General features: G+C 68.6%; 21 protein-coding genes. 8 read left to right on the forward strand and 13 right to left on the reverse strand.

The window, feature by feature from the left end:
- Positions 1-77: 77 nt before the first annotated feature.
- From KXC43_RS48025 to KXC43_RS48035, 3 genes are all read left to right on the forward strand, one after another.
- Positions 78-245 (forward strand): CPBP family glutamic-type intramembrane protease, encoded by a 168-nt coding sequence (locus tag KXC43_RS48025; protein ID WP_255646099.1) that lies wholly within the window; start codon positions 78-80, stop codon positions 243-245.
- Positions 246-495: 250 nt separating this feature from the next.
- Positions 496-1269 carry a DUF427 domain-containing protein gene (locus KXC43_RS48030; RefSeq protein WP_221383007.1) on the forward strand — a complete coding sequence of 258 codons (774 nt, stop codon included), beginning with the start codon at positions 496-498 and terminating at the stop codon, positions 1267-1269.
- 100 nt (positions 1270-1369) lie between these two features.
- Positions 1370-2434 (forward strand): sensor histidine kinase, encoded by a 1065-nt coding sequence (locus tag KXC43_RS48035; RefSeq protein ID WP_221383034.1) that lies wholly within the window; start codon positions 1370-1372, stop codon positions 2432-2434.
- A gap of 121 nt (positions 2435-2555) precedes the next feature.
- Here the strand turns inward: KXC43_RS48035 and KXC43_RS48040 are convergent, their stop codons facing one another.
- The 8 genes from KXC43_RS48040 to KXC43_RS48075 form a co-directional block, all read right to left on the reverse strand.
- Positions 2556-3986 carry a hypothetical protein gene (locus KXC43_RS48040; RefSeq protein ID WP_221383008.1) on the reverse strand — a complete coding sequence of 477 codons (1431 nt, stop codon included), beginning with the start codon at positions 3984-3986 and terminating at the stop codon, positions 2556-2558.
- Complete coding sequence (locus tag KXC43_RS48045; protein WP_221383009.1) at positions 3983-6118, reverse strand: NAD(P)/FAD-dependent oxidoreductase; 2136 nt, start codon at positions 6116-6118, stop codon at positions 3983-3985. Before KXC43_RS48045 ends, KXC43_RS48040 begins: the two co-directional genes overlap by 4 nt.
- Positions 6115-7374 carry a molybdopterin-dependent oxidoreductase gene (locus KXC43_RS48050; protein WP_221383010.1) on the reverse strand — a complete coding sequence of 420 codons (1260 nt, stop codon included), beginning with the start codon at positions 7372-7374 and terminating at the stop codon, positions 6115-6117. The genes KXC43_RS48045 and KXC43_RS48050 overlap by 4 nt, the downstream gene beginning before the upstream one ends.
- A 280-nt stretch (positions 7375-7654) precedes the next feature.
- Positions 7655-9061, reverse strand: a complete 1407-nt coding sequence (locus KXC43_RS48055; protein WP_221383011.1) for a glycoside hydrolase family 43 protein — start codon at positions 9059-9061, stop codon at positions 7655-7657.
- Positions 9062-9320: 259 nt separating this feature from the next.
- On the reverse strand, positions 9321-10604 hold the full coding sequence (locus KXC43_RS48060) for an FAD-dependent oxidoreductase (RefSeq protein WP_221383012.1): 1284 nt from the start codon (positions 10602-10604) through the stop codon (positions 9321-9323).
- A 194-nt stretch (positions 10605-10798) separates the two neighbouring features.
- Positions 10799-11665: an alpha/beta fold hydrolase gene (locus tag KXC43_RS48065; RefSeq protein ID WP_221383013.1), complete on the reverse strand. Its 867-nt coding sequence runs from the start codon at positions 11663-11665 to the stop codon at positions 10799-10801.
- 173 nt (positions 11666-11838) lie between these two features.
- On the reverse strand, positions 11839-13200 hold the full coding sequence (locus tag KXC43_RS48070) for a mycothione reductase (RefSeq protein ID WP_221383014.1): 1362 nt from the start codon (positions 13198-13200) through the stop codon (positions 11839-11841).
- Positions 13201-13414: 214 nt separating this feature from the next.
- Positions 13415-14329 carry an alpha/beta hydrolase gene (locus KXC43_RS48075; protein WP_221383015.1) on the reverse strand — a complete coding sequence of 305 codons (915 nt, stop codon included), beginning with the start codon at positions 14327-14329 and terminating at the stop codon, positions 13415-13417.
- Positions 14330-14437: 108 nt separating this feature from the next.
- Between KXC43_RS48075 and KXC43_RS48080 the strand changes: the two genes are divergently transcribed.
- Both KXC43_RS48080 and KXC43_RS48085 read left to right on the forward strand, forming a co-directional pair.
- Positions 14438-14953 carry a MerR family transcriptional regulator gene (locus tag KXC43_RS48080; RefSeq protein ID WP_221383016.1) on the forward strand — a complete coding sequence of 172 codons (516 nt, stop codon included), beginning with the start codon at positions 14438-14440 and terminating at the stop codon, positions 14951-14953.
- A gap of 239 nt (positions 14954-15192) precedes the next feature.
- Complete coding sequence (locus tag KXC43_RS48085; RefSeq protein ID WP_221383017.1) at positions 15193-15906, forward strand: alpha/beta fold hydrolase; 714 nt, start codon at positions 15193-15195, stop codon at positions 15904-15906.
- On the opposite strand, the gene KXC43_RS48090 is transcribed toward KXC43_RS48085, so the two are convergent.
- The 3 genes from KXC43_RS48090 to KXC43_RS48100 form a co-directional block, all read right to left on the reverse strand.
- The gene (locus KXC43_RS48090) at positions 15846-16223 is read right to left on the reverse strand and encodes a winged helix-turn-helix transcriptional regulator (protein ID WP_221383018.1); all 378 of its coding nucleotides are present in this window, start codon (positions 16221-16223) and stop codon (positions 15846-15848) included. The two genes, KXC43_RS48085 and KXC43_RS48090, sit on opposite strands and share 61 nt — an antisense overlap.
- A 53-nt stretch (positions 16224-16276) precedes the next feature.
- Positions 16277-17068: a ricin-type beta-trefoil lectin domain protein gene (locus KXC43_RS48095; protein WP_255646103.1), complete on the reverse strand. Its 792-nt coding sequence runs from the start codon at positions 17066-17068 to the stop codon at positions 16277-16279.
- 119 nt (positions 17069-17187) lie between these two features.
- A complete protein-coding gene (locus KXC43_RS48100; protein WP_221383020.1) occupies positions 17188-17910 on the reverse strand; it encodes a serine/threonine-protein kinase in 723 nt (240 codons plus the stop codon).
- 211 nt (positions 17911-18121) lie between these two features.
- On the opposite strand from KXC43_RS48100, the gene KXC43_RS48105 reads away from it, so the two are divergent.
- Positions 18122-19009: a sulfotransferase domain-containing protein gene (locus tag KXC43_RS48105; RefSeq protein ID WP_308129591.1), complete on the forward strand. Its 888-nt coding sequence runs from the start codon at positions 18122-18124 to the stop codon at positions 19007-19009.
- Positions 19010-19116: 107 nt separating this feature from the next.
- Positions 19117-20658, forward strand: coding sequence for an RHS repeat-associated core domain-containing protein (locus KXC43_RS48110; RefSeq protein WP_221383022.1), 1542 nt, complete (start codon positions 19117-19119; stop codon positions 20656-20658).
- On the opposite strand, the gene KXC43_RS48115 is transcribed toward KXC43_RS48110, so the two are convergent.
- Positions 20592-21266 (reverse strand): SDR family NAD(P)-dependent oxidoreductase, encoded by a 675-nt coding sequence (locus KXC43_RS48115; RefSeq protein WP_255646106.1) that lies wholly within the window; start codon positions 21264-21266, stop codon positions 20592-20594. The genes KXC43_RS48110 and KXC43_RS48115 overlap by 67 nt on opposite strands.
- 275 nt (positions 21267-21541) lie before the next feature.
- Between KXC43_RS48115 and KXC43_RS48120 the strand changes: the two genes are divergently transcribed.
- Positions 21542-22552, forward strand: a complete 1011-nt coding sequence (locus KXC43_RS48120) for a lipase family alpha/beta hydrolase (protein ID WP_221383024.1) — start codon at positions 21542-21544, stop codon at positions 22550-22552.
- 30 nt (positions 22553-22582) lie between these two features.
- Here KXC43_RS48120 and KXC43_RS48125 read toward each other — a convergent pair whose 3' ends face one another.
- Positions 22583-23596: a cupin domain-containing protein gene (locus KXC43_RS48125; RefSeq protein ID WP_221383025.1), complete on the reverse strand. Its 1014-nt coding sequence runs from the start codon at positions 23594-23596 to the stop codon at positions 22583-22585.
- Positions 23597-23598 lie beyond the last annotated feature (2 nt).

Here is a 23598-nt window from a genome sequence, read left to right on the forward strand (position 1 = left end):
CGCGACCGCGATCGTGCAGGCCATCCTCGTCCTGCACCACGTCGAGTCACCGCGTTACGCAGGATGAAAATGGCTCATTGATCTTCGCGCTGGCCCACGGCATCAATCCCGCATTCGTCACCGCGTTGGTCGTCGGGCTCATCGCCGCGGAGGTACGCCGGCGTAGCGACTCGATCTGGCCGGGTGTGCTCGTCCACGTCGTCAACAACCTGGTCGGCCAGTTGATCGCCCTCGCCGTGCTGTGAATTCGAGCGGGGCCCACGGCGTGAACTCCGCTGCCGACTTGGCCGTCATAGCTGGTGGCCGGGGGCGCGGGCGCGTCACTGCCGGACGAGCGGAGGGGCTCGAGCCGGTCGGTGAGTATCTGTCCCGGTCGCGGCGTCCGGGCGTGGGTGACCGCGCCTGGACGCCACTTCTCGCCGGGTCGAGGTAAGACCCCCGACCCGGCGGAAACGAACCGTTGATGTTTGTTGCGCGCAGGTGGAAGGGTCGAAGATGACGGACTACCCGACAATGATCGCCCAGGTGAACCGGATGGAGCCGGTCCCCCGGCGGATTCGGGCGATGCTCGGCGGCCGGGTGGTGCTCGACACCATCCGGGCGATGTATCTCTGGGAATCGCCGAAGTACCCGCAGTATTACATCCCGCTCGATGACATCGATGCCACCGCTGTCATCGACGAGTCTCACGTCCAGCGACTGAGCCGGGGCACCGCCCGCCGGATCGGGCTGCGGGCCGGGGACGTCGACCGGGCCGGAGCGGGCCGGGTCTACACCGAGGACTCTCTGCCCGGCCTGGCCGGCCTGGCCCGCCTGAACTGGGACAGCCTCGATGCCTGGTTCGAGGAGGACGAGCAGGTATTCGTCCATCCCCGCAATCCGTACACCCGGGTCGACGCTCTACGGTCCACCCGGCACGTGCGGATCGGACTCGACGGCGTGCTCCTGGCCGAGACCAGCTCCGCCGTTCTGGTCTTCGAGACCGGCCTGCCGACCAGGTACTACGTCAACCGGACCGAGGTCGACTTCACGGCTCTGCGTCCTTCCCCGACGGTGACCGAGTGCCCCTACAAGGGCCGGACCACCGAGTACTGGTCGGCGCAGATCGGCGACGCCGTCCACGAGGACCTGGCCTGGTCGTACGCGTTCCCGAGCGCGGCCCTGCTACCCATGGCGGGACTGGTGAGCTTCTACAACGAGGCCGTCGACATTCATGTCGACGGCGTGTTGCGGGAACGACCGGTCACTCATCTTCGCAAAGTCCCATGACCGGGGCGACGGACCGGGATGGGAAGGCCCTGACCAGCCGGCGCCCGTCCACCTTCGACGAATTCCCTGCCGCCGCGGCGAGCCCGTGGCGGCAACGGGGATGCCCGGCATGCTGCTGATCGGCTTGTTCGCGATGTTCACCGGGGCAGTGGTCGCCGGGGCCGGCACTGTGGTTCTGCACCGGCTGCGCACCCGCTCTCTGCTCGTTTACAGCGCCATGTTCGCCACGACCGTACTGGCCATGATCGCCTGGGTCGGTGTGGTTGCGCTCACCATGATGCTGGCCGGTCACCGACGTCACGTCGTGCTGACCTCGGTGGCCCTGTCGGCGCTGATCAGTCTGGTGGTGGGCGGGTTGACCGGGCGGCGGCTGGCCGTCGCCGCGGTGCAGGCGCGGACGGACCGGGAGCGCGAGCGCCGGCTCGAGACGGGGCGACGTGAGCTGGTCGCCTGGGTTTCGCACGACCTGCGTACGCCTCTGGCCGGCCTGCGGGCGATGGCCGAGGCCTTGGCGGACGGCGTGGTGTCCGACCCGGTGACCACGGCTGACTACCACCGCCGCATCCGTGTCGAAAGCGCCCGGATGAGCCAGCTCGTCGACGATCTGTTCGAGCTGTCCCGCATCAACGCGGGAGCCCTGCGGCTCACACCTACCGCTGTTTCGCTGCGCGATGTGGTCTCCGACGCGATCGCGGGCGTGGCTCCGCTCGCCGCCAGCCGCCGCATCACCGTGCAGGCCGCCGAGACCGGCTGGCCGGTCGTCCACGGGGGTGAGCTCGAACTGGCCCGGGTGGTCCGCAACCTGCTGACCAACTCGGTCCGCTACTCCTTGGCTGACGGCACCGTGCACATCGCAGCCGGCCATGACCGCGACAGCGTGTGGCTGGCCGTCTCCGACACCTGCGGCGGGATCTCGGAACACGACCTGAACCGGATCTTCGATCTGGCCTTCCGAGGGGAACACGGGCGCACCCCCTCGGCCAGGGACGGCGGCGGACTCGGGCTGGCCATCGTGCGTGGCCTGATCGAGGCGCATGGTGGCCACGTCGATGTCCGCAACATCGCCGGAGGTTGCCGCTTCGAGGTCCGCCTGCCGACCGCCCCGGCCCGGACCACGAATCAGTCCGAGGCCGGGGCCCGAGCGATGGGAACGGTGGTGTCCTGACGACAACGGCGGCCCAGCCGATGAGGCTGGGCCGCCGTTGTCGCTCGCCGTCGCGATCGATCGAACTGCAGCGCGAGGCCGGTCGGCGGCCCGGTACGGGAGTCGGGCCGCCGACCGGGGATCAGGGTGCGAGAACGACGGTCAGGGTCACGGCCACCAGAGCGATCGCCGCCCAGACCGGCGGGGCCGAACCGGCCAGCTCGGTGCGGCGGCGGGACAGCCGCTCGCCGACCGAGACCGGCGCCTCGGGCCGGATCCACCAGGGCTTGTCGTTCGCCTCGAGGGAGTAGAGAATCGCGCCCAGCGCACTGCCGTAGCAGAGGTGCCCGATCAGGCTGGGAAACGCGGCCGCGGCCGCGGCCGCGGTCCACTGCGGTGAGCCCCCGAGCCCCACCGGCAGGATCGTCAAAGCACCCAGGACCCACCACAGGAAACCCCACGAGATGCCCCAGCCGATCCCCGCCGCCAAGTCGTCACTCTGCCCTCGGAAGAACAAACCGTACGACGCGCCGAGCACCACCGAGATGAGCAGATGGACGACAACGCCGACCCCGGTGCTGGCCGACCCGACCAGCTGGGCGACCGTGCCGAAGTATCCGATCTGCGCCATGATCACGGTGAAGAGCAGGCCACCAGCGACCCCTCCGGTCGCACCGCGGACCAGAGCCCTCGTCGTTCGTACCGCCAAGCTCTCGTCGTCGGCCCGGTCGGCCGGGTCAGCGAACAACACCCGGCGCAGGCCACTGAGCCAGGTGGCCAGGACAGCGGCCAGAACGCCGAGCAGCAGGGACCCGGGCAGCGCCGGGAACAGGGCGCGGATCTGGTCGGCTGTCCATGGCAGCGTCTCGCCCCGCAGCAGCGGCGTCGTAGTGACCGGCAGGACGACCCAGACCATGAAGCCGAGGCCGGCGCCGCGAGCCGCGGCCGGCCCCGTCCCGGCCGGTCCCGCTGGATACAGCAGCACATAGCCGAGGCCGGCGACGATCCCGAGGGCGAGCACACCGGTGCCGCCGGTCGCGATCGAAGTGAAGGAATCCCCCAGCACGACCGCCAACAGCCCGGCAGCGGCCGCACCCGACACCACACCGCGCAGCAGTACCGCCGACCATCCGGCGACGCCGCGTCTGTCCGTGGCCATGGCGGGTGCCGGCTGGAGCAGCACGAAGACCACGGCTGTGATCAGGCCGTAGAGCAGGTCACCGAGCAGCGCCGGCAAAGCGGCCCGGGCCGCCTCGATACCCCATCCGATCGACTCGCCCTGCAGCAGGGGCCGGACGGTCAGCGCCTCGAGATACCACTGGAACGTCCCGAAGATGAGGCCCCAGAACACGACTTGGGCCGGATCGGAACCGCGCCTGCGGAGCAGGACGCCGAACACGCCGCCGAGAACGACCGCGACCACGAGATGGACAACCAGGCCCGCGGGGGCCGACCGCATGCCGGACACCGCCGGGAGAAGGTCGGAGTAGTACAGGGGAAGACCGGATCCGAACCCGCCGACCAGCCCGGCGATCGCGCCCTGCCGGGCTGCCGCTGCCGCAAAAACACTCATCGTGCGTCGTCCCCCACATTCACGGACGCCATGGTGGCCATTCGGTCGCGAGGCGGCCGGCCGCGACGAGGTTCGGTGAGGATGACGTCCCGGGGAAAGAACACGTCGAGCAGCCAGTCGATGCTGACCCGAACGCGCTTCTCCAGACCGGGCAGTTTGGAGAGGTAGACCCCTCGCCACAGCGCCCAGGCCAGCCGTCCGGACAGCAGCCAACGACCGATCTGCACGGCACCGTCCTGGTGGCCCAGAGCGACGAGCAGCGCGATCGTACGGAAGCGGAACGGTGTCGGCGCACGGCCGTCGAGCACTGCGAGGATGTTGTCCGCGACCGCGGTACCCTCCCGCAACGCGTGCTGGGCCGTCGGAGGCAGGTAGGCACCCGGCTGAGCCAGGTCCGGCACGGCTGCGCAGTCGCCAAGAGCCCATACGTCGGCGCGGCCTCGGACCTGCATCGTGGCGTCGCAGGCGATGGCGCCGCGCTCGAGCTCGAACCCGAGCTCACGCACCAGCGGACTCGGCGCGTTGCCGGCCGTCCAGACCACCGTTCCCGTACCGATCGTCCGGCCGTCGTCCAGGCTGGCCTCCTCGGCGTCGACACCGGTCAGCCGGACGTTGAGCCGAACCTCGATCCCCTTGGCTCGCAACCGCTCCAGCGCGTGGGCGGCCAGTCGCTCGTCGAGTTCCGGGAGGATGCGGTCCTGGCTGTGCAGCAGGATGAAACGAAGCTCCTCGGGGTCCAGCCGGGGGAAGAACCGGCGGACCGAGTGAACCAGGTCCCTCAGCTCGGCGACGAGTTCCGCCCCGGCGAAGCCGCCACCGGCCACGACCACCGTCAGCAGACGGCGTCGCCGGAGGCTGTCACGCTCGCCGTCGGCCAACTCCAGCTGCCGCAACACGTGCTCACGCAGGAGGGTCGCATCAGCCAGCGATTTCAGCGTGAACGCATATTGCTCGAGCCCGGGCAGGCCACGGTAGTCCGGAACCGACCCCACGGCGAGAACCAGGTGGTCGTACCCCATGGTGACGGCTTCGCCGGCCTCGGGCTGAACGGTGATCTGCCGTTCGGCCATGTCGACCGACTCCACGGTGGCGTGCACGATCGTGGTGTTTCGCAGGCCGGCCCGCAACGGTGCTCCGATGTGCTGCTGGCTGAGGGTGCCCGCGGCCACCCCGGTGAGCATCGGCGTGAACAGCTGGTAGTTGCTGTCGCTGACCAGCACGACCTCCGGCGCACCGGCCGCGGTCGAGTGGCGCTGCTGCAAACGGCGGGCCACACCGACGCCGGCGAAGCCGCCACCGACAATCAACACCCGGGGCCGGGTTTCCTCCGGCGGCACGAGGGTGTCCACCGTCCGTACGGGCAGTCGCGCGCCTACGGCAGCGATCAGGCCGGCGGTTACGCCGCCCTGGATCATGGCGGCGACCAGGTACCCGAAGGACGCCTGGGCGTCGCCGAGCGACCACGACACCTCGGCGCCGGCGAACAAGGGGAGAACCGTCAGCCATTCGACCGTCCACCACAGCAGTCCGGCCAGCACTCCGGTCGTGATCAGGCTGAGCAGCCGGCCCGGCCGATAGCGCAGGACGGATCCGATCAGTGCGCCGCCGATGATCGTGACCGCGATGGTCACGGCACTGCCCGGCGTCAGGCCCGCGGCAGCGGCAGTCATGTGACCTCGCAACTGCCCGATCAGGGCGACCGCCACACCCACACCGAGGCCGACCAACACGCCGGCTCTCCGCGCCGGGTCACCCCGCCGGGCCAGACCCCGTGCCAGGGCCACCAGCCAGACCAGGGCCAGAATGAGAAGCAGGCCCCGTCCGTACGAGCCGGGCAGCACCGAGGGATTGTCGGCTACCCGCCCGAAGCCCAGCACGAGGGGAAGCGCCACGATCGTCACGCTCACGCTGATGACCGCGGCCGCCCGGGTCCAGCCGCCCCACGCCCTCGGAGCCACCCGTCCGACGAGCGCGCCCAGGCCGATCACCAGCGGAAGGATGATGCCGTCGTTGAGGATCAGGACGCCGGCCAGGAAGAGGGGAACCCCGATCAGGTTGACGCCGTCGAGCACCGCACCAACCGCTGCGTAGGCCATAAGGGCCACGCCGAGTGCAATCAGGATTCGTCTCATCGCGCGTCCCGTACGGTGAGCTTGCCGACCCACTTCGTCTGCATGACGCCGGGACGGTTGGGCGCGATGAGACGAGCCGGGAACCCGTGATCGGGATGCAGATCTTCACCCCGCAACTGCAGTGCGAGCAACGTGAACGGATCCCGGAGAAGCGGGCCGGACACTGCGGATACGCGATAACGACTCACGGCCTGCAACGACTCCACTTCCGCCTCCGCATGTTCCGGATCGACCCCTACCAGTTCCGCCAGATCTCTGATGCGTACGCCGGACCAGGTACCCACGGCGCTCCATCCCTCGACGCACGCGATCGGCAGCACCGCCGAGTGCTGGGGCAGCGCCCGGAGCTCGTCCAGACTCAGCTCGACCTGACGTTCAGGACCGACAACGACCAGGCGGTAGTCCGGGCTCAGAATCGCGTCGCGCACCCCGGCCGACGCCGCCGTCTTGTTGACCGGCAGGCCTTGCGGGCCGTTCTCCGGGCGGCGGGGAGCGAGGACCGAGATCGGCGACAGCGGCGCGGCGGTCTGGCCCACCGTCGAAAGGGTGATCACGCCGGCCGCGGCGCCCACCGCGGCGAGCAGACCACGCCGCGACATCTGCAGTCCGTCACGCACAGGCCGGTTAAGGGCGTCCCGGATGACCGGCAATTTGACGGCGATGTGCACGACGAGAGCGCCCACCGCCAGCCAGGCCACGCGATAGTGGGCGGTGGTGAAGAAGAACGGCATCGGCGCGTACCACCGCGCGACGTTGAGAATCCCGCTGAGTAGCAGGAACAACGACGAGGCGACGAGCAGCGCGATGCCTGCCCGCTCGGTCAGCTCAGCTCGGGAGCGGAACGGCGGCCACGAGAACAGCCGGGGGTAGACCGACCACAGCTTGGCACCCAGCAGCGGAATCGTGGCCAGCCCGGTGGCCACGTGAACGCCCTGCGTCGCCTGGTAGAGCCACACCGGCCGCGCCGGCCACCAGAACCATCCTCCGGGGTGCTGGACGAAGTGACTGATCAGCCCGGTCAGGAAGCAGATACCGAAGCTCACCGCGAGGGCGATTCCGAGCTGACTGCTCAACCGGGTCGTCCTCAACCGCGACGGAAAGGCGTCCTCCCGTAACGGACCCCGGCGGAACACCTCGGGCGGCGGCGGCAGCGGCGCATTGAGCCACGCCACCACCCGCCCTGCGCGCCGCCGCCCCGCTGACGAGGTGCCCTCGTCAGCCGTCGAGCGCGACTGCTCGACACCATCGACAGTCATGACCGTTCTCAACCCCAATAGATGTCTCGGATCGTGGCAATTGGCGTTCCTGCGGCCGGCGGAAAAGGGCTGAACCGGCTCGTCGCCTGCTGATCGAGGTTATTCCAGTCCGCCGTTCGGATGGCCTTGCCAGCGCTTATCAAGTTCTTACGGTTTCGTTGCTCAGCAGGCCACTCGACGTACTCTTGGCTCTTTCCTTCGCAACCGCTTGTCCGTTCGTGCATGCGAGAAACACTCCTCCGACGATTCATGACCGCGACTCGTCCGGCGATCCGGGAACTCAGGATCCGGACACCTCGGCCCGATCGATGCTGATACGTGTTCCGGTGGCTGCCGCGTTCTTGGCTCCGGTGACTCGGACCCTCAAGGTGTGAGTGCCGTAAGTGAGGCGCCCGGACCGGTAGTTGACAACCTCGCCGACGCGAATGGCCCCGTAGAGGTCCACGCGCCGCTCGGCGCCGTTGTCGAGGCTGATCCCGGCGATGCCGCTGCCCGGGCCGCGGGCCGACAGCAGGACGATCTGGGTTCCGGTGAAGGTATAGGTCGCGGTCGCCCCGGTCTGATCACTCCAGTGCTGGTCGCCGAAGAAACATTGCCCGCCGCAGCCGGTGTCCGCGTTCCAGGCGCCGGTGTACCGCACCGTGGTGTCGTTGATCCAGCTCGGTGACGGGCCGGGATCACCGGACGGGAGATCCTGCGTCGCGCCGATGGCCAGCGGGGCACCCAGGTCGGGGGTACCGTCCGCCTCGAACGAGATGCGCTGGATGCGGGTCGTGCGGTTCGTGTAGGTGAGTTCGCTGGTCGTCTTGGCGTGGTAGACGATCCACGTCTCGGTGCCGTCCGGGCTGGTGAAGAATCCATGATGGCCCGGACCGAAGACTCCTCGCGCATCCTGACGGGCGAACTGGTTGCCGTCGTGCTGAGTCCAGTTCGCCCGGCTCAGCGGGTCGGCGCCGGACGCCACGCTCATCATCCAGATGCCGTAGTCGGGCTTGCCGGTGTCACAGACCGAGTAGGTCATCCACGTGCGGCCGCCGCGGTAGAGGAATGCCGGGCCTTCGCGCACCTCGGGGCAGTGCCCGGCCGCGTTGATGCTGACCGCGTTGCCCGACACCGTCCACGGATCGGACATCGGGGCGAGGTTGATGCCGTTGTGCTGGAATTCGTTCCGGCCGCTCCAGGTCAGGTAGAGCCGTCCGTTGTGCTGCATGATGCCCGGGTCGATGGCGAACACGTCACGGTTGGGCGGAAACAGGCGGGCCTTGAAATGGTAGGGACCGAGCGGGTCGTCACCGTCGGACTCCAGCACGTAGAGCCGGTGGTTCTCGTCGACGCCGTCGTCCGCGGTGTAATAGAGATACCAGCGGCCGCCGCTGTGGAACAGCTCCGGTGCCCACAGGTGCTGATTGCGGGACGGGTCGCTGTCCTTCCACACTTGCACCGCCGTCGCCGTAAGCAGACCGGCCACGCTCGGCGCCCGCCTGATCCGGATGGCGTCACCCTCGGTCATCGCCAGGTAGTAGGCACCGTTGAAGTAGGTCATCGTCGGATCCGGGCCGGTGCCGATCGGATTCCGGAAGGTCCCGGTGGCCGCCCGCGCCGGCCCGGGGACGGCCAGCGCCAGCCCGAGGACAACGACGAGCGCCAGCCACGGGCGGCTCCACGAGTTCATTCGGGACAACAGCACAGATCCTCCAGGGGGACTGAGGGGGAAGCCGAAAGCCGGTACATAAGAGCAGGCCGGGTGCGTCTCTGGGGCGACGAACGCACCCGGCCTCCGACGCCGCTCGGCTGTGCTTACAGCCGGACAGCTCCGGTCACCGGTGCGTGGATTCGGGGCACGCACCGGCTGCGAGGCTCTACCCCCACAACGGACGGGAAGCGGACCCGGTTCACGACCGCACCCGCCGTTTCGATCAGTCCGGCCCGTCTGGGGTAACTCCAGGTCATCGGCGACGGAGTAAGCCTGCGAGGACACGAAGCGTGACGGTTGGCTTCAAGAAAGTCGATGGCGGCTCGAGCATCTCGGCGACTGCCTGAACTCGCTCGGACAGGACAGCGTCGCTCTCGGCCGCGGCATGCAAGCGGTCCACGTAGGCGCCGAAGGCACGCTCCACGGACGACCGCGGGAGGCCGAGCACCTTGCGGTCGACGGAGGTAGCCATCTGCCAGGCCGGATCGACCAGTTCGGCTGCGGAGGCGAAGAACCGGACGGCCAGATCCGGACCGCCCACCGCCACAGCGTCCCGCAGAGCGAGCGCCTCCAGCGCCGCCACCGTCATGCCCTGCCCGAAGAGGGGATTGAGGCTGCAGATCCCATCACCGATCACCAGCAGGCCCCTGGGGAACCGGCGCAGCCGTTCGTAGTGCCGGCGGCGGCCGGTCGGAAAGCGGTGCCGGTGGGGCGCGCCCAGCCATTCGGCGTCACGCAGCGCCGTCCCGACGAAGTGAGGAGCGAACTTTTCCGCGAACGTGACGAACTCGTCGAGGTCCGTCGGCGGATGATTACCCGCGTAGCCCGCCACCGACAGCAGGTGATGTCCGCCTTCCTGCTCGAACAGGCCCAGACCCGAGGGGCGGCCCGGCACCGGGGCGACCAGGACGACCTTCACATCACCCAGTGCCCCAGGGCGCAACCGGACGGCGCGGCTCACGTACCGCAGGTCGATCACGACCTCGCTCACCTCCGGCGCGGGGAAGCCGAGTTCCCGCAACCAGACCGGAGTTCGTCCATCCCGACCGGTGGCATCGACGACCAGATCTGCGGCCAGGTTCTGCTCGTCCTCATCCGCCGGAACTACCCTGACCGCAGTGACCTCTTCCCCGGACGGTCCGACGGTAAGGCCGAGCGCCACGCAGTTGTCGCGGATCTCGACGCTGGGCAACCCGCCGACCAGCCGCCTGATCTGCCCCTCGAGATAAGGGCGACTCGCCAGCAGGATGGGCTTTTCATGAAGGCCCCCGCCCCGGCTCAGCGTGCGACCACCGAAATCGGCCCAATAGTGCGGACCGCCGAAACTCTGCGGGACGCCGTCGGCCGCCATCCGGTCCAGCAGGTCCGGGAAGAGCTCATCCAGGATCCGCCCGCCGAGGGCGAGCAACGCGTGGACATGGGCGCCCTGGGGCACTCCGGGGCGCCCCTCCGGACCATCGGGGAGCCGATCCCGCTCGACCACGGTGATCCGCTCGAACCGCTCGGAAAGCACACGCGCAGCCAACAGCCCGGCCATGCCGGCCCCGATCACAACAGCATGACGGTGGGAACGACTCATCGATTTCTCCTGTCTCGTCGTTCCCTGCGACGAGAGGTATCCGGGCGAAGTTCACGGCAATGCTGAAATGGTCCAGCCGAGCGGCACGGGTGTCGCGGCAGCACGCGGCGTTCCCTCGGACGACTATCGAGGGAGCGCCAAGTATGTCCCTCCTACCCGGCCTGGTGCCGGGTCAGGAACTCCCGCATCAGCTCCGCCACTTGGTCGACCGAGGTCTCGAGGAGGAAGTGTCCGCCGTCGATGACGTGGATCTCAGCGTCTGGAAGGTCGTCGGCGAAGGCCAGGGCGCCGGCGGGACTGAAGATCTGGTCGCCGGAACCCCAGACGGCCATCAGGGGTGGGCGGTGGGTGCGGAAATATTGGTGCAGGCGTTCGTAGAGGGGCAGGTTGGAGGCGTAGTCGGCGAACAGGTCGAGCTGGATCGCGTCGTTGCCGGGGCGGGACACCAGGTGGTAGTCGTGCCACCAGACGCTCGGGTCGACCAGGGTCGGGTCGGAAACGCCGGTGAGGTATTGCCAGCGGATCGCGTCGATGGTCAGTGCCTCGCGCATGGCCTTCTCGGTGGCGGGGTTGGCATCCCGGTGGTAGGCCCAGACAGCTTCCCAGAAGGAAGGCACGAAGCCGGCTTCGTAGCCGTTGCCGTTCTGAGTGACGATGCCGGTGACGGCAGACGGGTCACCCAAGGCCAGGCGCCAGCCGATGGGGGCACCGTAGTCCTGGACGTAGATCGCGTAGCGGGTGACACCGAGCTGGGCCAGCAGGTCGCTCGTGAGTGCGGCCAGCGCGTCGAAGGTGTAGTCGAACTCGTCGGCCGGCGGCGCATCGGACAGGCCGAAGCCGAGGTGGTCGGGAGCGATCACGTGGAGGTCGCCGGCCAGCAGCGGGATGAGCTGCCGGAACATGTTCGAGCTGGTCGGGTAGCCGTGCAGGAGCACGATGGTGGGCTGGGCCGGGTCGCCGGCCTCGCGGTAGAAGAGCCGATGCCCGTTCACCGTGGCGTACTTGTAATGCACTGTCATCCTAACCTCCTAAACCGTATAGGCGGTTAGAACAATGCCTGCCGTCGGATGACCTGTCAACCGGACGGCAGTTGCCGCCAGGCCTCGAGGGACCCGGCGGCGACTCACCAGGAACTCACTCAGGAGGAGGCTCCGGCAGGTTCGGTCGATCCGTCTCGCGCGCCATCAGCTGATCAGTCCAGCAGCCCGAGCAGAGCCTGCTCGACGACCTCGGTGAGGGCCGGATGAATGTAGATGACGTCCTGGGCCACCTGGCGGGCCGTCTGGCCGAGCGCCATAGCCTGCACCAGAGGCTGAATCAGGAGAGCCGCGTCCGGCCCGATCAAGTGCGCGCCCAGCAGCTTCCCCCCGCCCGGCTCGGCCAGGAGCTTCACGAAACTCGTCGTGTCCTCCAACCCCCATCCGTACGCCGTCGAGGCGTAGTCTCGAACGGCGACCTGGAAGTCGATACCCCGGGCGCGAGCATCCTGCTCGGTCAGTCCGACCGAGGCGATCTGCGGTTCGGAGAAGACCGCGTGCGGTGCGGTCAACGACGGCAAGGCCCGCAGATCATCCGGGCGGGCCAGGTTGTGCAGTACCGTACGGCCCTCCGCGTTCGCCATGTGCTTGAGCTGATAGTGGTTGGCGACGTCGCCGAGGGCCCACACCCCCGGCACACCGGTTCGGCCGTACTCGTCGGTCCGCAGATGCCCGTGACCGTCGACCTCGAGCCCACCGGCCGCAACATCCAGCAGATCAGTGTTCGGTCGTCGGCCGACGCTGACGAGCAGCGTCTCGGCAGTCAGCACCGACTCCCCGTCCGGGCCCTTCACCGTCACCGCGATCCCTGAGCCTTCCCGATCGACCCGGACGACGTCGGAGTTCAGCACCAGACGGTGCCGCTCGGCGGCCAGCATCGTGAACCGTTCCGAAATGTGCTCGTCCTCGTTCATCAGCAGTCGCGGCCCGCGATGGACGATAGTCACGTCACTGCCGAAGGCTTCGAAGACGTAGCCCAGTTCGGCCGCGACGAAGCCGCCGCCGATGACGATCATCGACTCGGGCCGCTGGTCGATCCGCATGATCGTGTCCGACGTGTGGTAGTCCACGTCCGCCAGGCCGGGAATCTCCGGTACGACCGGGCGGGAACCGGCCACGACCAGGATCGTCTCGCCGCTGATCACCTCGTCGCCGACCATCAGTTGCCGCGGGCCGACGAAGCGGGCCGGCTCGGTGAAGACGTCGACGCCCTGGGCGTGCCGGTAGTCCACCGCCGATTTGTGCAACGGGTCGATCCGCCCGAAGACCCGGTCACGGACGGCCGGCCAGTCGACCCGGTCGACGCTCGCGTGCACCCCCAGTCGCGCCGCCCGCCGGGCGGTGGTCGCGGTGTCCGCCGCGACCACGAACATCTTCGACGGGATACAACCCCGGTTGAGGCACGTCCCACCGAACCGGTCCGGTTCAACAATGGCCACGCGCTTCCCACCCGTCGGAGGGGGCAGCACCATGTTGCCGGTGCCCGCCCCAAGAACCACTACGTCGTACGCCTGCACGTCGGCCAACCTTTCTGTCGGAGCATGCGCGTCAAGGAAGTCGCCGCGCTCAGGCCGGCCCAGGACCAAGCCCCCACCTGGAACGTCGCCGTCCAGAGCGCGGCACTATGCACGACGAGCGACGGCAGCGTGCGGTTCACGCACCCGACCGCGCCCCCTCGACCGACGGCGCCGGAGACCGGAGCCTTACCGGCCTCGATCACCGATGCTGACGTCAGAGCTGGTGCAGGACCCGGACCCGATCGGCGAGCGCCCGCTGGGTGAAGGCGGCCCGCGGCAGCACATGGTCGAAGCCGTGGACAAGTCCCGGGTGCACATGTAACTCGGTGGAGACACCGGCCTGCCAGAGCTTCCGGGCGTACGCCACACTCTCCTCGCGGAAGATGTCGAGCTCACCCACCTCGATGTAGGCGGGCGGCAGGCCGGTGGCGTCGGTGAGCCGGGCCGGTGCCGTGACCGCCTCGGCCTCGTTGCCGCCGAGCAGGGCCGTCCAGCCGACATGGTTGTTCTCGTAGGTCCACGAAGCCAAGGCAGCCAAGTGGGGGTCCGGCTCGGTCGTCCGGTCGTCGAGCATCGGGTAGAGCAGAATCTGCCGGGCCACGGGCACTGCCCGATCACGAGCCAGGATGGCAGCCCCGGCCACGAGCCCCCCACCCGAGCTGTGCCCGAAAAGCCCGATCCGGGCGGGATCCACGCCGAGCTCCTCCGCGTGCTCGTGCAGCCAGACCAGACCGGCGAAGACATCCTCGACCGGCCCGGTGCCACGAGTCTCGGGCGCCAGCCGGTAGGCCACGGACAGGACCGGCACCCCGCTGCGGACCACGTGGTCGGCGATGATCGGCGCGAACAGGTCGACACTGCCTGCGATCATGCCACCGCCGTGCGCGTGCACCACCGCCGATCCGGGGGCCTTACCGGTGGTGAACCAGCTCAACTCGAGTTCCGCGCCATCCTCGGTCCTGGTGGTGAATCGGGTACGGTTCACCCCGGCCGGCGCGGGCGCGGCCGAGCCGAGCTGACGGTAGAGAACTGCCACAGCATCGCGAATGTCCTTCCACCCCGGCGGGACGGACGGTTGCCCGCCGGGCCCGGTGACGGCGGCGAGCTCCGGGTGGACGACGAAAGACATCGGTAACTCCTCGAGGTTTTCCAATGGGGGTCGATCGAGGATGCTAGAAACTAGAGCCCGCTTCAGATCAAGTCGGAACCCCTGCGAAGGAAGGGCGAATTCTCGGCCATGAACGGCGACACCTTCAGCAGCGGCGAGGTGAGTGAGATCACCGGCCTGAGTGCGCACACCCTGCGGTACTACGAGCGGGAGCAGCTTTTCCCCCGCCGCATCGAACGGTCGAGCAGCCGGTGGCGCACCTATACGGCGCAGGACGTCGAGTGGCTGCTGGGCTGCAACCGGTTGCGTGCTTCGGGAATGCCCGTGGCCGACATCCGGCGGTACGCGCAACTCGTCGCCGCCGGGCCTGGGAACGAACCGGAGCGACTGGCCCTGATGCAGGCACATCAACGCCGGGTGGACGAGCACATCGCTCAGCTACAGGTCAGCAGCGACGCCATCGCGGCCAAAGTGAGCACCTACGCGGACGCTGTCTCCGCGGGGACGGCGTCCCGGCTGTGGACGGGTGAGGAGCCGCTCGTCTGCGTCCTGGCCGCGAGCGACACCGTGGCCATGGCCAAACTCAGGCGCAGCCGCTCGGCCCCACGTAACGACGCGCCGGGTTCCGCCCACTCACCGGCATGAACGACGGCCGTCGGACCGACGAGTACGCCGCCCTGGCGAACGACGACCCTTTCCCCGGCCCTCGTGAACCGGACAATTTGTCACGGCGCCTCGGGCGACGTGGAAGGGCGCGTACTGCTGACTTCGTGCCGGCCTGAGGGCGAGACGCCGATCAGGCCTCCTGCACACAAAGTTGTTCGCGACGGAACTCACCGGGCGGCACCGTGGTGGCTCACGGGGCGGACACGTACGGTGCGACCGTGACTGATTCTCAGACCTTCGTCCTGATCCCGGGCGCCTGGATGGGCGCGTGGTCGTGGCATCCGGTGGCACGTCACCTGCACGAACAAGGCCATAGCGTGGTCGCTCTGACGCTGCCCGGCCTCTCGTACGGCGACGACCCCACCGAACTCCGCCTGGCCGACGCGGTGGACTTCGTGGCGGGTGAACTCGACCGTCGTGCCCTGACCGACGTCGTGCTGGTGTCACACAGCTGGGGCGGCTATCCCGCCACCGGCGCCGCCCACCGGAAGCTTGAGCGCGTCGCCAAGGTGTTGTACTACAGCGCGGTCGTGCCGGCCCTCGGCGTGTCCATGGCCGACGAGAACCCTGTCTACGGCGAGATCCTCCGCGCGGCGGTCACCGCTGCGCCCGACGGCGCCGTGCCCTTGACGCTCCCGGCGATCCGGGGCGGCCTGATGCCGGGCGAGTCCCCGGACCTGCAGGAGCTGGTGGCCGGGCTCGTCCGGCCGCAACCGGGCGGCTACATGGTGGATGCGCTCGACGTGCCGCCCGTGACCGAGATCGGCCTGCCGGCGGCCTACCTGCTCGGCGCCGACGACAACTCCCTGGCCCGGCCGGGCGACGAGTTCGCCGACCGGCTCGGCCTCAAGGCGGTCACCGTGCCGGGCGGTCACATGGCCTTGCTGTCACGCCCGGCCGAGATCGCTGAGGCACTGGTCGAGGCCGCGTAGCGGGCTCGGCTCTCGAGGATGGCGTCGTAATGCCCGTCCGACCACGAGATCAGCGGCTTGATGAGGCCGACCAGTGACTGCCCGGCCGGCGTGAGCTCGTAGCTGGTGGTCGCCGGGTTACGGAAGACCAGGCCGTCCCGGTCGAGCTCACGCAGGGTCAGGCTCAGCATCCGCTGGTTGATCTGCGAAGCTCGGCCGAACTCCGAGTACCGCCGCGGCGCGGTGTCCAGCAGCGTCAGCACCAAGGCGCTCCACTTGCCGCCGACGTGGCCGAGCACGTCGCGCCGGACCGCACAGAAGTCCTTGGGCGTCATCATGCACTCCTTTGCCGGTGCTCCGTGCAAGCAGCGGCGCTTGGCGCCGGATGATCTCAGGGTAAAACCCATCGCTGGCTGACTCTACCCACGCAGTTCTGCAGAACCAGAGCCGTGTCCGATTCTGCGAGCACGCCCAGACATCGACCTGATGCGGCACTGCGCAGCGTGCCGTCCGGCTTGGGTCGCCAGACCTGCGCCGCGGCGGCTCCGCAGGTGAACAGCACCACCCGGGTGCCGGCCGCGGTGCCGCCGCCTCGCACCGTCATGCACAAACCCTGAACTTCCAGCCGGCCGTCCCGGCGCACCGTCCACAGCTGAGCCGCACTGTCGTTGCAGGGAACCACCTGCAGCCGGTTCCCGTCCGCCGCCACGGACGAGTTGTTGTCCGCGCAGCCACCGGAGTCACTCCTGATCTCGCCGGCCCGCGGGTCGGGAGTCGGGGTGGGCTCGTCGGGGCGAGATGGCGCGGCCGAAGGCGCCCGCGACGCCGGAGACGAATCACGGGGGCGCTGCGGGGACGTTCGTGGCGTCGTCGCCGGCCGCGAACGCGCCGGCCCAGCGGCGGTGGAAACCGGGGACGGGCGTGATCCGATGATCAGCGGAGATTTCGGCTCCGAACCGGTCGAAACCACCGCAGCCTCCTGCCCGATCGGGTTCTCCCCGGCCCGTTGCAGCAGCCCGACACCACCGGCCGACAATACGATCACTGCGGCGATCACCGACCACAAGACGACGCGGCGTCGGGGGCGAGGAGGCCGGACGACTGCCGCCGGCTGCTCTCGGCCGGACGGCACGTCGACACGGTTACTCGGCGATCCGGCCGAGCTGTTCCCACCCGACGGCATGATGCCGGCGACCGCGGCCCGAGAGGTCGGCAGGGCTCCGGCCAGACCGTCGCGGCAACGTTCGATGATGTCCCGCACCGCCGGGCGGTCCTGCGGCTCACGGGCCACGCAGGCTCTGATCAGAGCGGCCAGGTACGGTCGACGCCGTCGCAGTCGATCTCCTCGAAGCACACCCTTTTGAAGACCGATTCCATGGTCCCCTTACCGTAGGGTTGCCGGCCGGTGGCCGCGAACGCGATGGTGGCGCCCAGACCGAACAGGTCGGCCGCGGGCGTCAGGTCTCCGTCCTCGAACAACTCGGGAGCGACGTAATGCGGCGTCCCCATGGTCAGTCCGGTTTCGGTCAACCGGCTCTGAGCCGGTCCGCGCGCGATACCGAAATCGATGAGTCTCGGGCCCGTCGGCGACAGAATGATGTTCTGCGGCTTCACGTCACGGTGGAAGATCCCATGCGCGTGGATGTCGCCGATCCCCTCGGCCAGGGCAGCCATCAGCTGCAGACACTCGGCCGGCGGGATCGCCCCGTCCCGGGCGATCACCTTGGACAGCGTCGGACCGGGGATGTACTCGGTCGCCATCCAGAACGGCCGCCCGGTCAGGTCGAAATCGATGAGCGCGGCCGAGTAGGCGCTACGAACACGCCCCAACGTCTCCACTTCACGCTGAAATCGCTGGACGGTCTCCGGCTCCCACTCGCCGAGCGGATTCAGGACCTTCACGGCCGCCGGTCGACCCCCCGGGGTACGCCCCAGATAGACCGTTCCCATGCCGCCGCTGCCGAGCCGGCTCTCGAGCTCGTAGCGTCCGATGTAGGCAGGGTCTCCCGAACGTAGCGGCTCCACCGATCCAACCTCTGCGTCATGTCGTCGATTCGGCACCAGCCGCTGTCACGTACGAACTCCATGACGAGAAAAAGCGCCTGACGGTTCGGCAAAATGGGAACGGATCGCGCTGATCGGCCGGTGGCGACCCGCCATGTGCAACAGCCGCCGCTCGCCGTAGCCCTGTCGAGATCGCATGAACCCTCGTCGAACTGACGACGTCGATGGGACCGTGAACAACAATCTCGCCCACCTCAAGCACTACGTGGACACCTCGTACGACAGTCATCGCTGGAAAGCGCTGCCCCTGCGACCGACCGACATCGTGGTGGCGACACCCGTGAAGTCGGGGACCACGTGGTTACAGATGATCTGCGCCTTGCTGGTGTTCCAAGGCTCCGAATTTCCGGCTCCGCTCGGGGTTCTGTCGCCGTGGCTCGACCAGACGGTCGATCCGGTCAGCGACGTCGTCAATCGGCTGGAGGCGCAGCAACACCGACGGATCATCAAGTCGCATACGCCACTGGACGGTATTCCGACCAGACCCGGGATGACGATCGTCGCGGGCTCCCGCCATCCCCTCGATGCTGCCCTGTCGTTCTATCACCAGATTCGAAATGTTGACTTCCAGGCGGTGGCGCTCCGGCTCGGTCTACCCGCCACGTTCGATCCGACCCCGGTCGAGGACGAGCACGAGTGGCTCGCAGATTGGATCAACGACGAGACCCGTCCCGCGTCCAACCAGTCCCTGCTCGGTCTGCTCCGGCAGAACCGGCTCGCCTGGGACCGGCGGAACGATCCCGGCATCGTACTCGTCCACTACGCGGACCTGGCCGCCGATCTGGAAGGCCAGATGCGTCGAATCGCCGGTCGTCTGAACATCAACGTTCCGGAGACGCGATGGCCGGACCTGGTCGAAGCGGCTTCTTTCCAGCGGATGGCGGACCGGGCCGACGACTTGCTCCCGACCGGTCAGTTCAAGAGTTCGAGGGCCTTCTTCCGAGGCGGCCGATCAGGCGATGGCGCCCGACTTCTCAGCGCGGCCGAGACCGACCGTTACTACGCACGCGCCGCCGGCGAGCTGAACAACGAACTGCTCGGCTGGCTTCATCGGCCGTAGATCACGGCAGCTCCGAGCCGTACCCGCTCACGAAGGAAAACCCCTACAAATATCACTTTTAACCCAATATGCCACGATTCGGATGGTCCGCCGACCATCTTCGTGGGATGGCAGTCGAGACGAGCAGGCTCAGCATCGAGTACGGGGCCGGCGGCCTGCCTGTCTCGCACACCGACGGGGCCGGCTCCCGCATTGAGTTCGCGTACAACGCCGACCTGCGGCTGACCGCGGTCACCGACCCGGACGGGCGGGTATGGCGGTACACCTATGACCCGGCCGGCCGGCTGGCCGGAGAAACCGACTTCGACGGTCGCACTCAGAACTACCGCCGGGACGCCGACGGGCGGTTGACCGCACACGTCAACGCGGCCGGCGGGACGACCCACTACCGGTACGACGGCTCGGGCCGACTGGTCGAACGCCGCGCGGGGGCGGCGGTCACCCGGCGACAGTACGATCCGGCCGGGCGGGTCGTCGAAGTGACCAACTCGGACGCGGTGGTCAGGCTCGAGTACGACGCCCAAGGCCGGGTGGTCGCCGAGACGGTAAACGGCCGGACTGTACGGACCACGTACGACGGAGAGCACGTCGCCTTCCAGACCCTGCCCTCGGGGCAGGAGATCGGCTGGAGTCCGGACCCCCTGGGCCTGGACGTCGATGTTCCGGAGATCGACCGTTCCTACGCTCTCGATCAGGCCGGCCGGATCCGCGCCGTCAGCATCGGCGGACTGGTGATCGAGCGCTACGACTACGACCGGGCCGGCAACCTCGTCGGGGAAGGCGGGATCCGCTGGCTTTTCGACGGCACCATGCTGATGAGCACCACGACTGCCCGCTTCACTTACGACGCCCTGGGCCGCCTCTGCAGCCGCACCGATCCCGCCGGGAACTGGCGGTTCTCCTGGGACGACGAGGACCAGCTCAGCCAGGCCACCACGCCCACCGGCGACCGGTGGCGCTACCGGTACGACGGTTACGGCCGCCGGATCGCCAAACAGCGCCTCGGCGCCGACGACACCGTGCTGCACGAAACAACCTTCACGTGGGCGGGTGACCTGCTCGTCGAGGAGGAAGGTCCGGACGGCACCGTCGCCTGGGCATACCGGTCCGGCGTTCCGATCAGTCAGACCGGCCCCGCAGGCCGGCACACCGTTGTGACTGATCCGGCCGGCACCCCCACCCACCTGATCGACGCGGACGGCGCCACCTATTGGCAGACGACCGGCACACTCTTCGGCCGGCATCCCGTCCTCGCTGCCACTCCCCTGCGCTTCCCCGGCCAGTACCACGACATCGAAACCGGCCTGCACTACAACCGGTTCCGCTACTTCGACCCCGCCACCGCCCGATACCTCAGCCCCGACCCCCTCGGTCTCGCCGGAGGACCCACCCCCACCGCCTACCCGGCCAACCCGCTCACCACCATCGACCGGCTCGGCCTGGCCGGCTGCACCGTGCCCCAACCTTCGCTGAACCCGTTCGATGGCCGGCCGAGCACCATGCCCGACCGGGCCGTCCCCCCGACCGCCGAAGCGATCACTCGCGCTCTCCGGCCGGCGACGGTGTCCGGTTCTGACCGAGGTCAGTCCGACCCAACTGGACCTGAGCCGATATTGAGCAAGCCGGTACTACGTTCCCAAAGGTCATGAGCTACCGGCGGGACCTTGACTGTTCGTAGTTTGCCGTTCTCGTAGTAGCCCCCACGCTGCCAGCTCTGGCCCGGCTCGGACGTCGCCAACCACACCAACTGTCGTGCGGCCTTCTCCGGCGGCTGGAAGACGAGACGCGGCAGGGGAGACCGAAAGAGCGTGCCGACGGGGCTGCGGCTGCTTCGCGCGAAATTCGAGGCAACACCACCGGGATGAAACGCCACGGCCGAGATCCCTTGAGCGCGATAGCGGCGATCGAGTTCCGCGGTGAACAGAAGGAGTGCCAGTTTAGCGTTGCCGTAGGCGCGCACAGGTGAGTACCGGTGCTCGTTGTTCAGGTCATCGAGGTCAAGGCGAGCGCTCAGCCGAGCGGCGTTGCTGGACGTTTGGATCACCGTTGCCTGCCCAGCAGTCAACGCCTCCAACAGCAGGTTCGTCAGGAGGAACGGCGCGAGGAAGTTCACCTGGAAGGTGAGCTCGAAGCCGTCCTCCGTCTCCGTACGCCGGCCGAGAATGGCTCCGGCGTTGTTTGCCAGCACGCTGATGCGCGGACAGCCGTCTTGGCCGGTCCTTTTCCCTGGTTCAGACCCGGTTCTGAGGCCACGCAGGTTTCTCCTTCACGATCTTCAAACAATTCGGTGGATGTGCGACTACCGCGCCCGCACCAGCGACGTAGGCGCAGCCGCGCCGGTTCACGGCCTGCGACTGCAACGGCACTGAACCGCGGCGGGCTTGGAGCCGTCGAGGTAGTCGAGGCAGTCGAGGCAGTCGAGGCTCAGTGCACGACGCCGAGCAGACCTCTTCAGTCATCGACCACCGCCACGCCGCGACCTCAACCGGCCGCCCCACTCACCGAACGCGTCCCGGCCACGAAGGACTTCTCGTGAACAAGACTGTTCAGATCTTCCTCATCGCGCTCGCTCTGGTCCTGGGCGTCGCCGGCCCAGCGGGAGCGGCGAACTCGCCGTACGCTCCGGTGCACCGTCCTGGACCGCGGCTCTCTGTCCCCGTCGCCGACCTGCGCGCGGCCGTCGAGTGCTCGCCGGACGCCACCTCGTCGCGGAAGCCGGTGGCCCTCTTCGTGCCGGCGACCGCGCTCGACCCCGGGCAGTTCGCCTGGAACTGGTTCCCCGCCTTCGACCGTGTCGGCCGGCCCTACTGCTCGGTGCGGTTGCCCGCGTTCGCGCTGGGCGACATCCAAGAGAGTGCCGAATATCTGGTGTACGCCATCCGGCACGTCCACCGCATCAGCGGCCGCCGGATCGCCGTGGTCGGCCACAGTCAGGGTGGCGTCGACGCGCGGTTCGCCCTGCGCTTCTGGCCGGACACGCGAGCTCTCGTCGCCGACTACGTGGCGATCGGCTCGCCCCAGCACGGCAGTCTGGGCAACGACGCCGGCTACCCGGACGGCACCCCGGGCCCGGCCGCGCTGCTGCAATTGCGTACGAATGCTCGCCTCGTCCAGGCTCTCAACTCCCGCGCCGAGACCTTCCCCGGGATCTCCTACACGACGATCGCCACCGAACACGACCAGTTCGTCACTCCCATTTCCTCGGCCGCACTGCGGGGGAGCCGTCGCCAGGTGGCCAATGTGACGGTGCAGGACATCTGCCCGGCGAACGCCACCGAACACGTCGGCCTCGGCACCGCGGACCCGGTCGCCTACGCGCTCACCATGGACGCGCTGAGCCACGAGGGCCCGGCCCGCCCGTCGCGGATCAGCCGCGGTGTCTGCTCGCAAACCCTCATGCCCGGCGTCGATCCGGCCACCTACGAGCGGGACTTCGCCGCCACCAACGAGGCGATCGCCGCCAACGTGACCGCCGCCCGCCTGGTGCCGCGCGAACCCGCACTTGAGCCGTACGTCTTCGATCGTTGCCCTCCGAAGGCGTGAGTATCCGCCAGTACGAGAAATGGCCAGACGTCAGCTCTTGAGGAGTTCAACCGGGATCATCCGGTCGTCCAGCCCCAGCGGCGGCCCGAGGACCGCCTGACCGGTGGCCCTGGACGCTTCGGCCAGGGCGTCGTCCGACAACTCCCAGCCGTCCGGACGAGGCTGCCGCACGTCACGGCCGGCTCGCCGGAAGAAGCTCTCCAGACCCGCCGGGGTCGTGACTGCGACGATCTCGGCGTCGGAGGTGAGCCGGTAGGCCATCGGCACACCGCGGGGCACCACGAAGACGCCACCGGCTGACAGCTCGTACCGGTGCTCGCCGGCCCAGAAGACACCACTGCCGCTGAGCAACAGCATGATCTCGTCCTCACGGTGGTGGACGTAGACCGGCGACGCCGACCCGGCCGCGGCGCTGGATCGGAACAGGGTCAGCCGACCGCCCGTGTGCTGCCCGCTGAGCGGGATCCGCATGAGCCCGCCGCCGATCCACTCGATCGCCTCGTGCTCGTCGGGCTGTGCCGCGTACGGCGTTCCCGTGTTCAGCGGGCCGGTGGAGGTCATGGGCAGGGTGCCGTCCGGGCCGAGCGGCGGTCCGAGGATGGTCTGACCATTGGCCGCGGCCGCCTGGCCCATGGTCGCCGGCGTGATGTTCCATCCCGCGGGCTTCGGTTCGGAACGGTCGTGACCGGCTCCGCGGAAGAAGCCTTCCAGCCCGGCCGGCGTGCTCAGCGCCAGCATCTCGGCGTCGGAGGTGATGCGGTACGCGTGCGGAACCTCACGGGGCAGGAAAGCCACTCCACCCGCCTCGACCTCGAAGCGACTGGCGCCGGACCAGAACGTGGCGCTTCCGCTCAGCATCATGACGATCTCATCCTCGCGGGAGTGGACGTGGGCCGGCGAAGCCGCCCCCGCGGGGGCGAGAGATCGGAACATCGCCAGGTGACCGCCGGTGTGTTCAGCAGCCAGCAGCACCTGCATGGTTCCGCCGTTGAGCCACTCCAGTTGCTGGTGTTCGGTAGCTTGCGCAGCGTAGGGGAAAGTCATGG

Source organism: Paractinoplanes polyasparticus (assembly GCF_019710575.1).
Taxonomy (GTDB): domain Bacteria; phylum Actinomycetota; class Actinomycetes; order Mycobacteriales; family Micromonosporaceae; genus Actinoplanes; species Actinoplanes polyasparticus.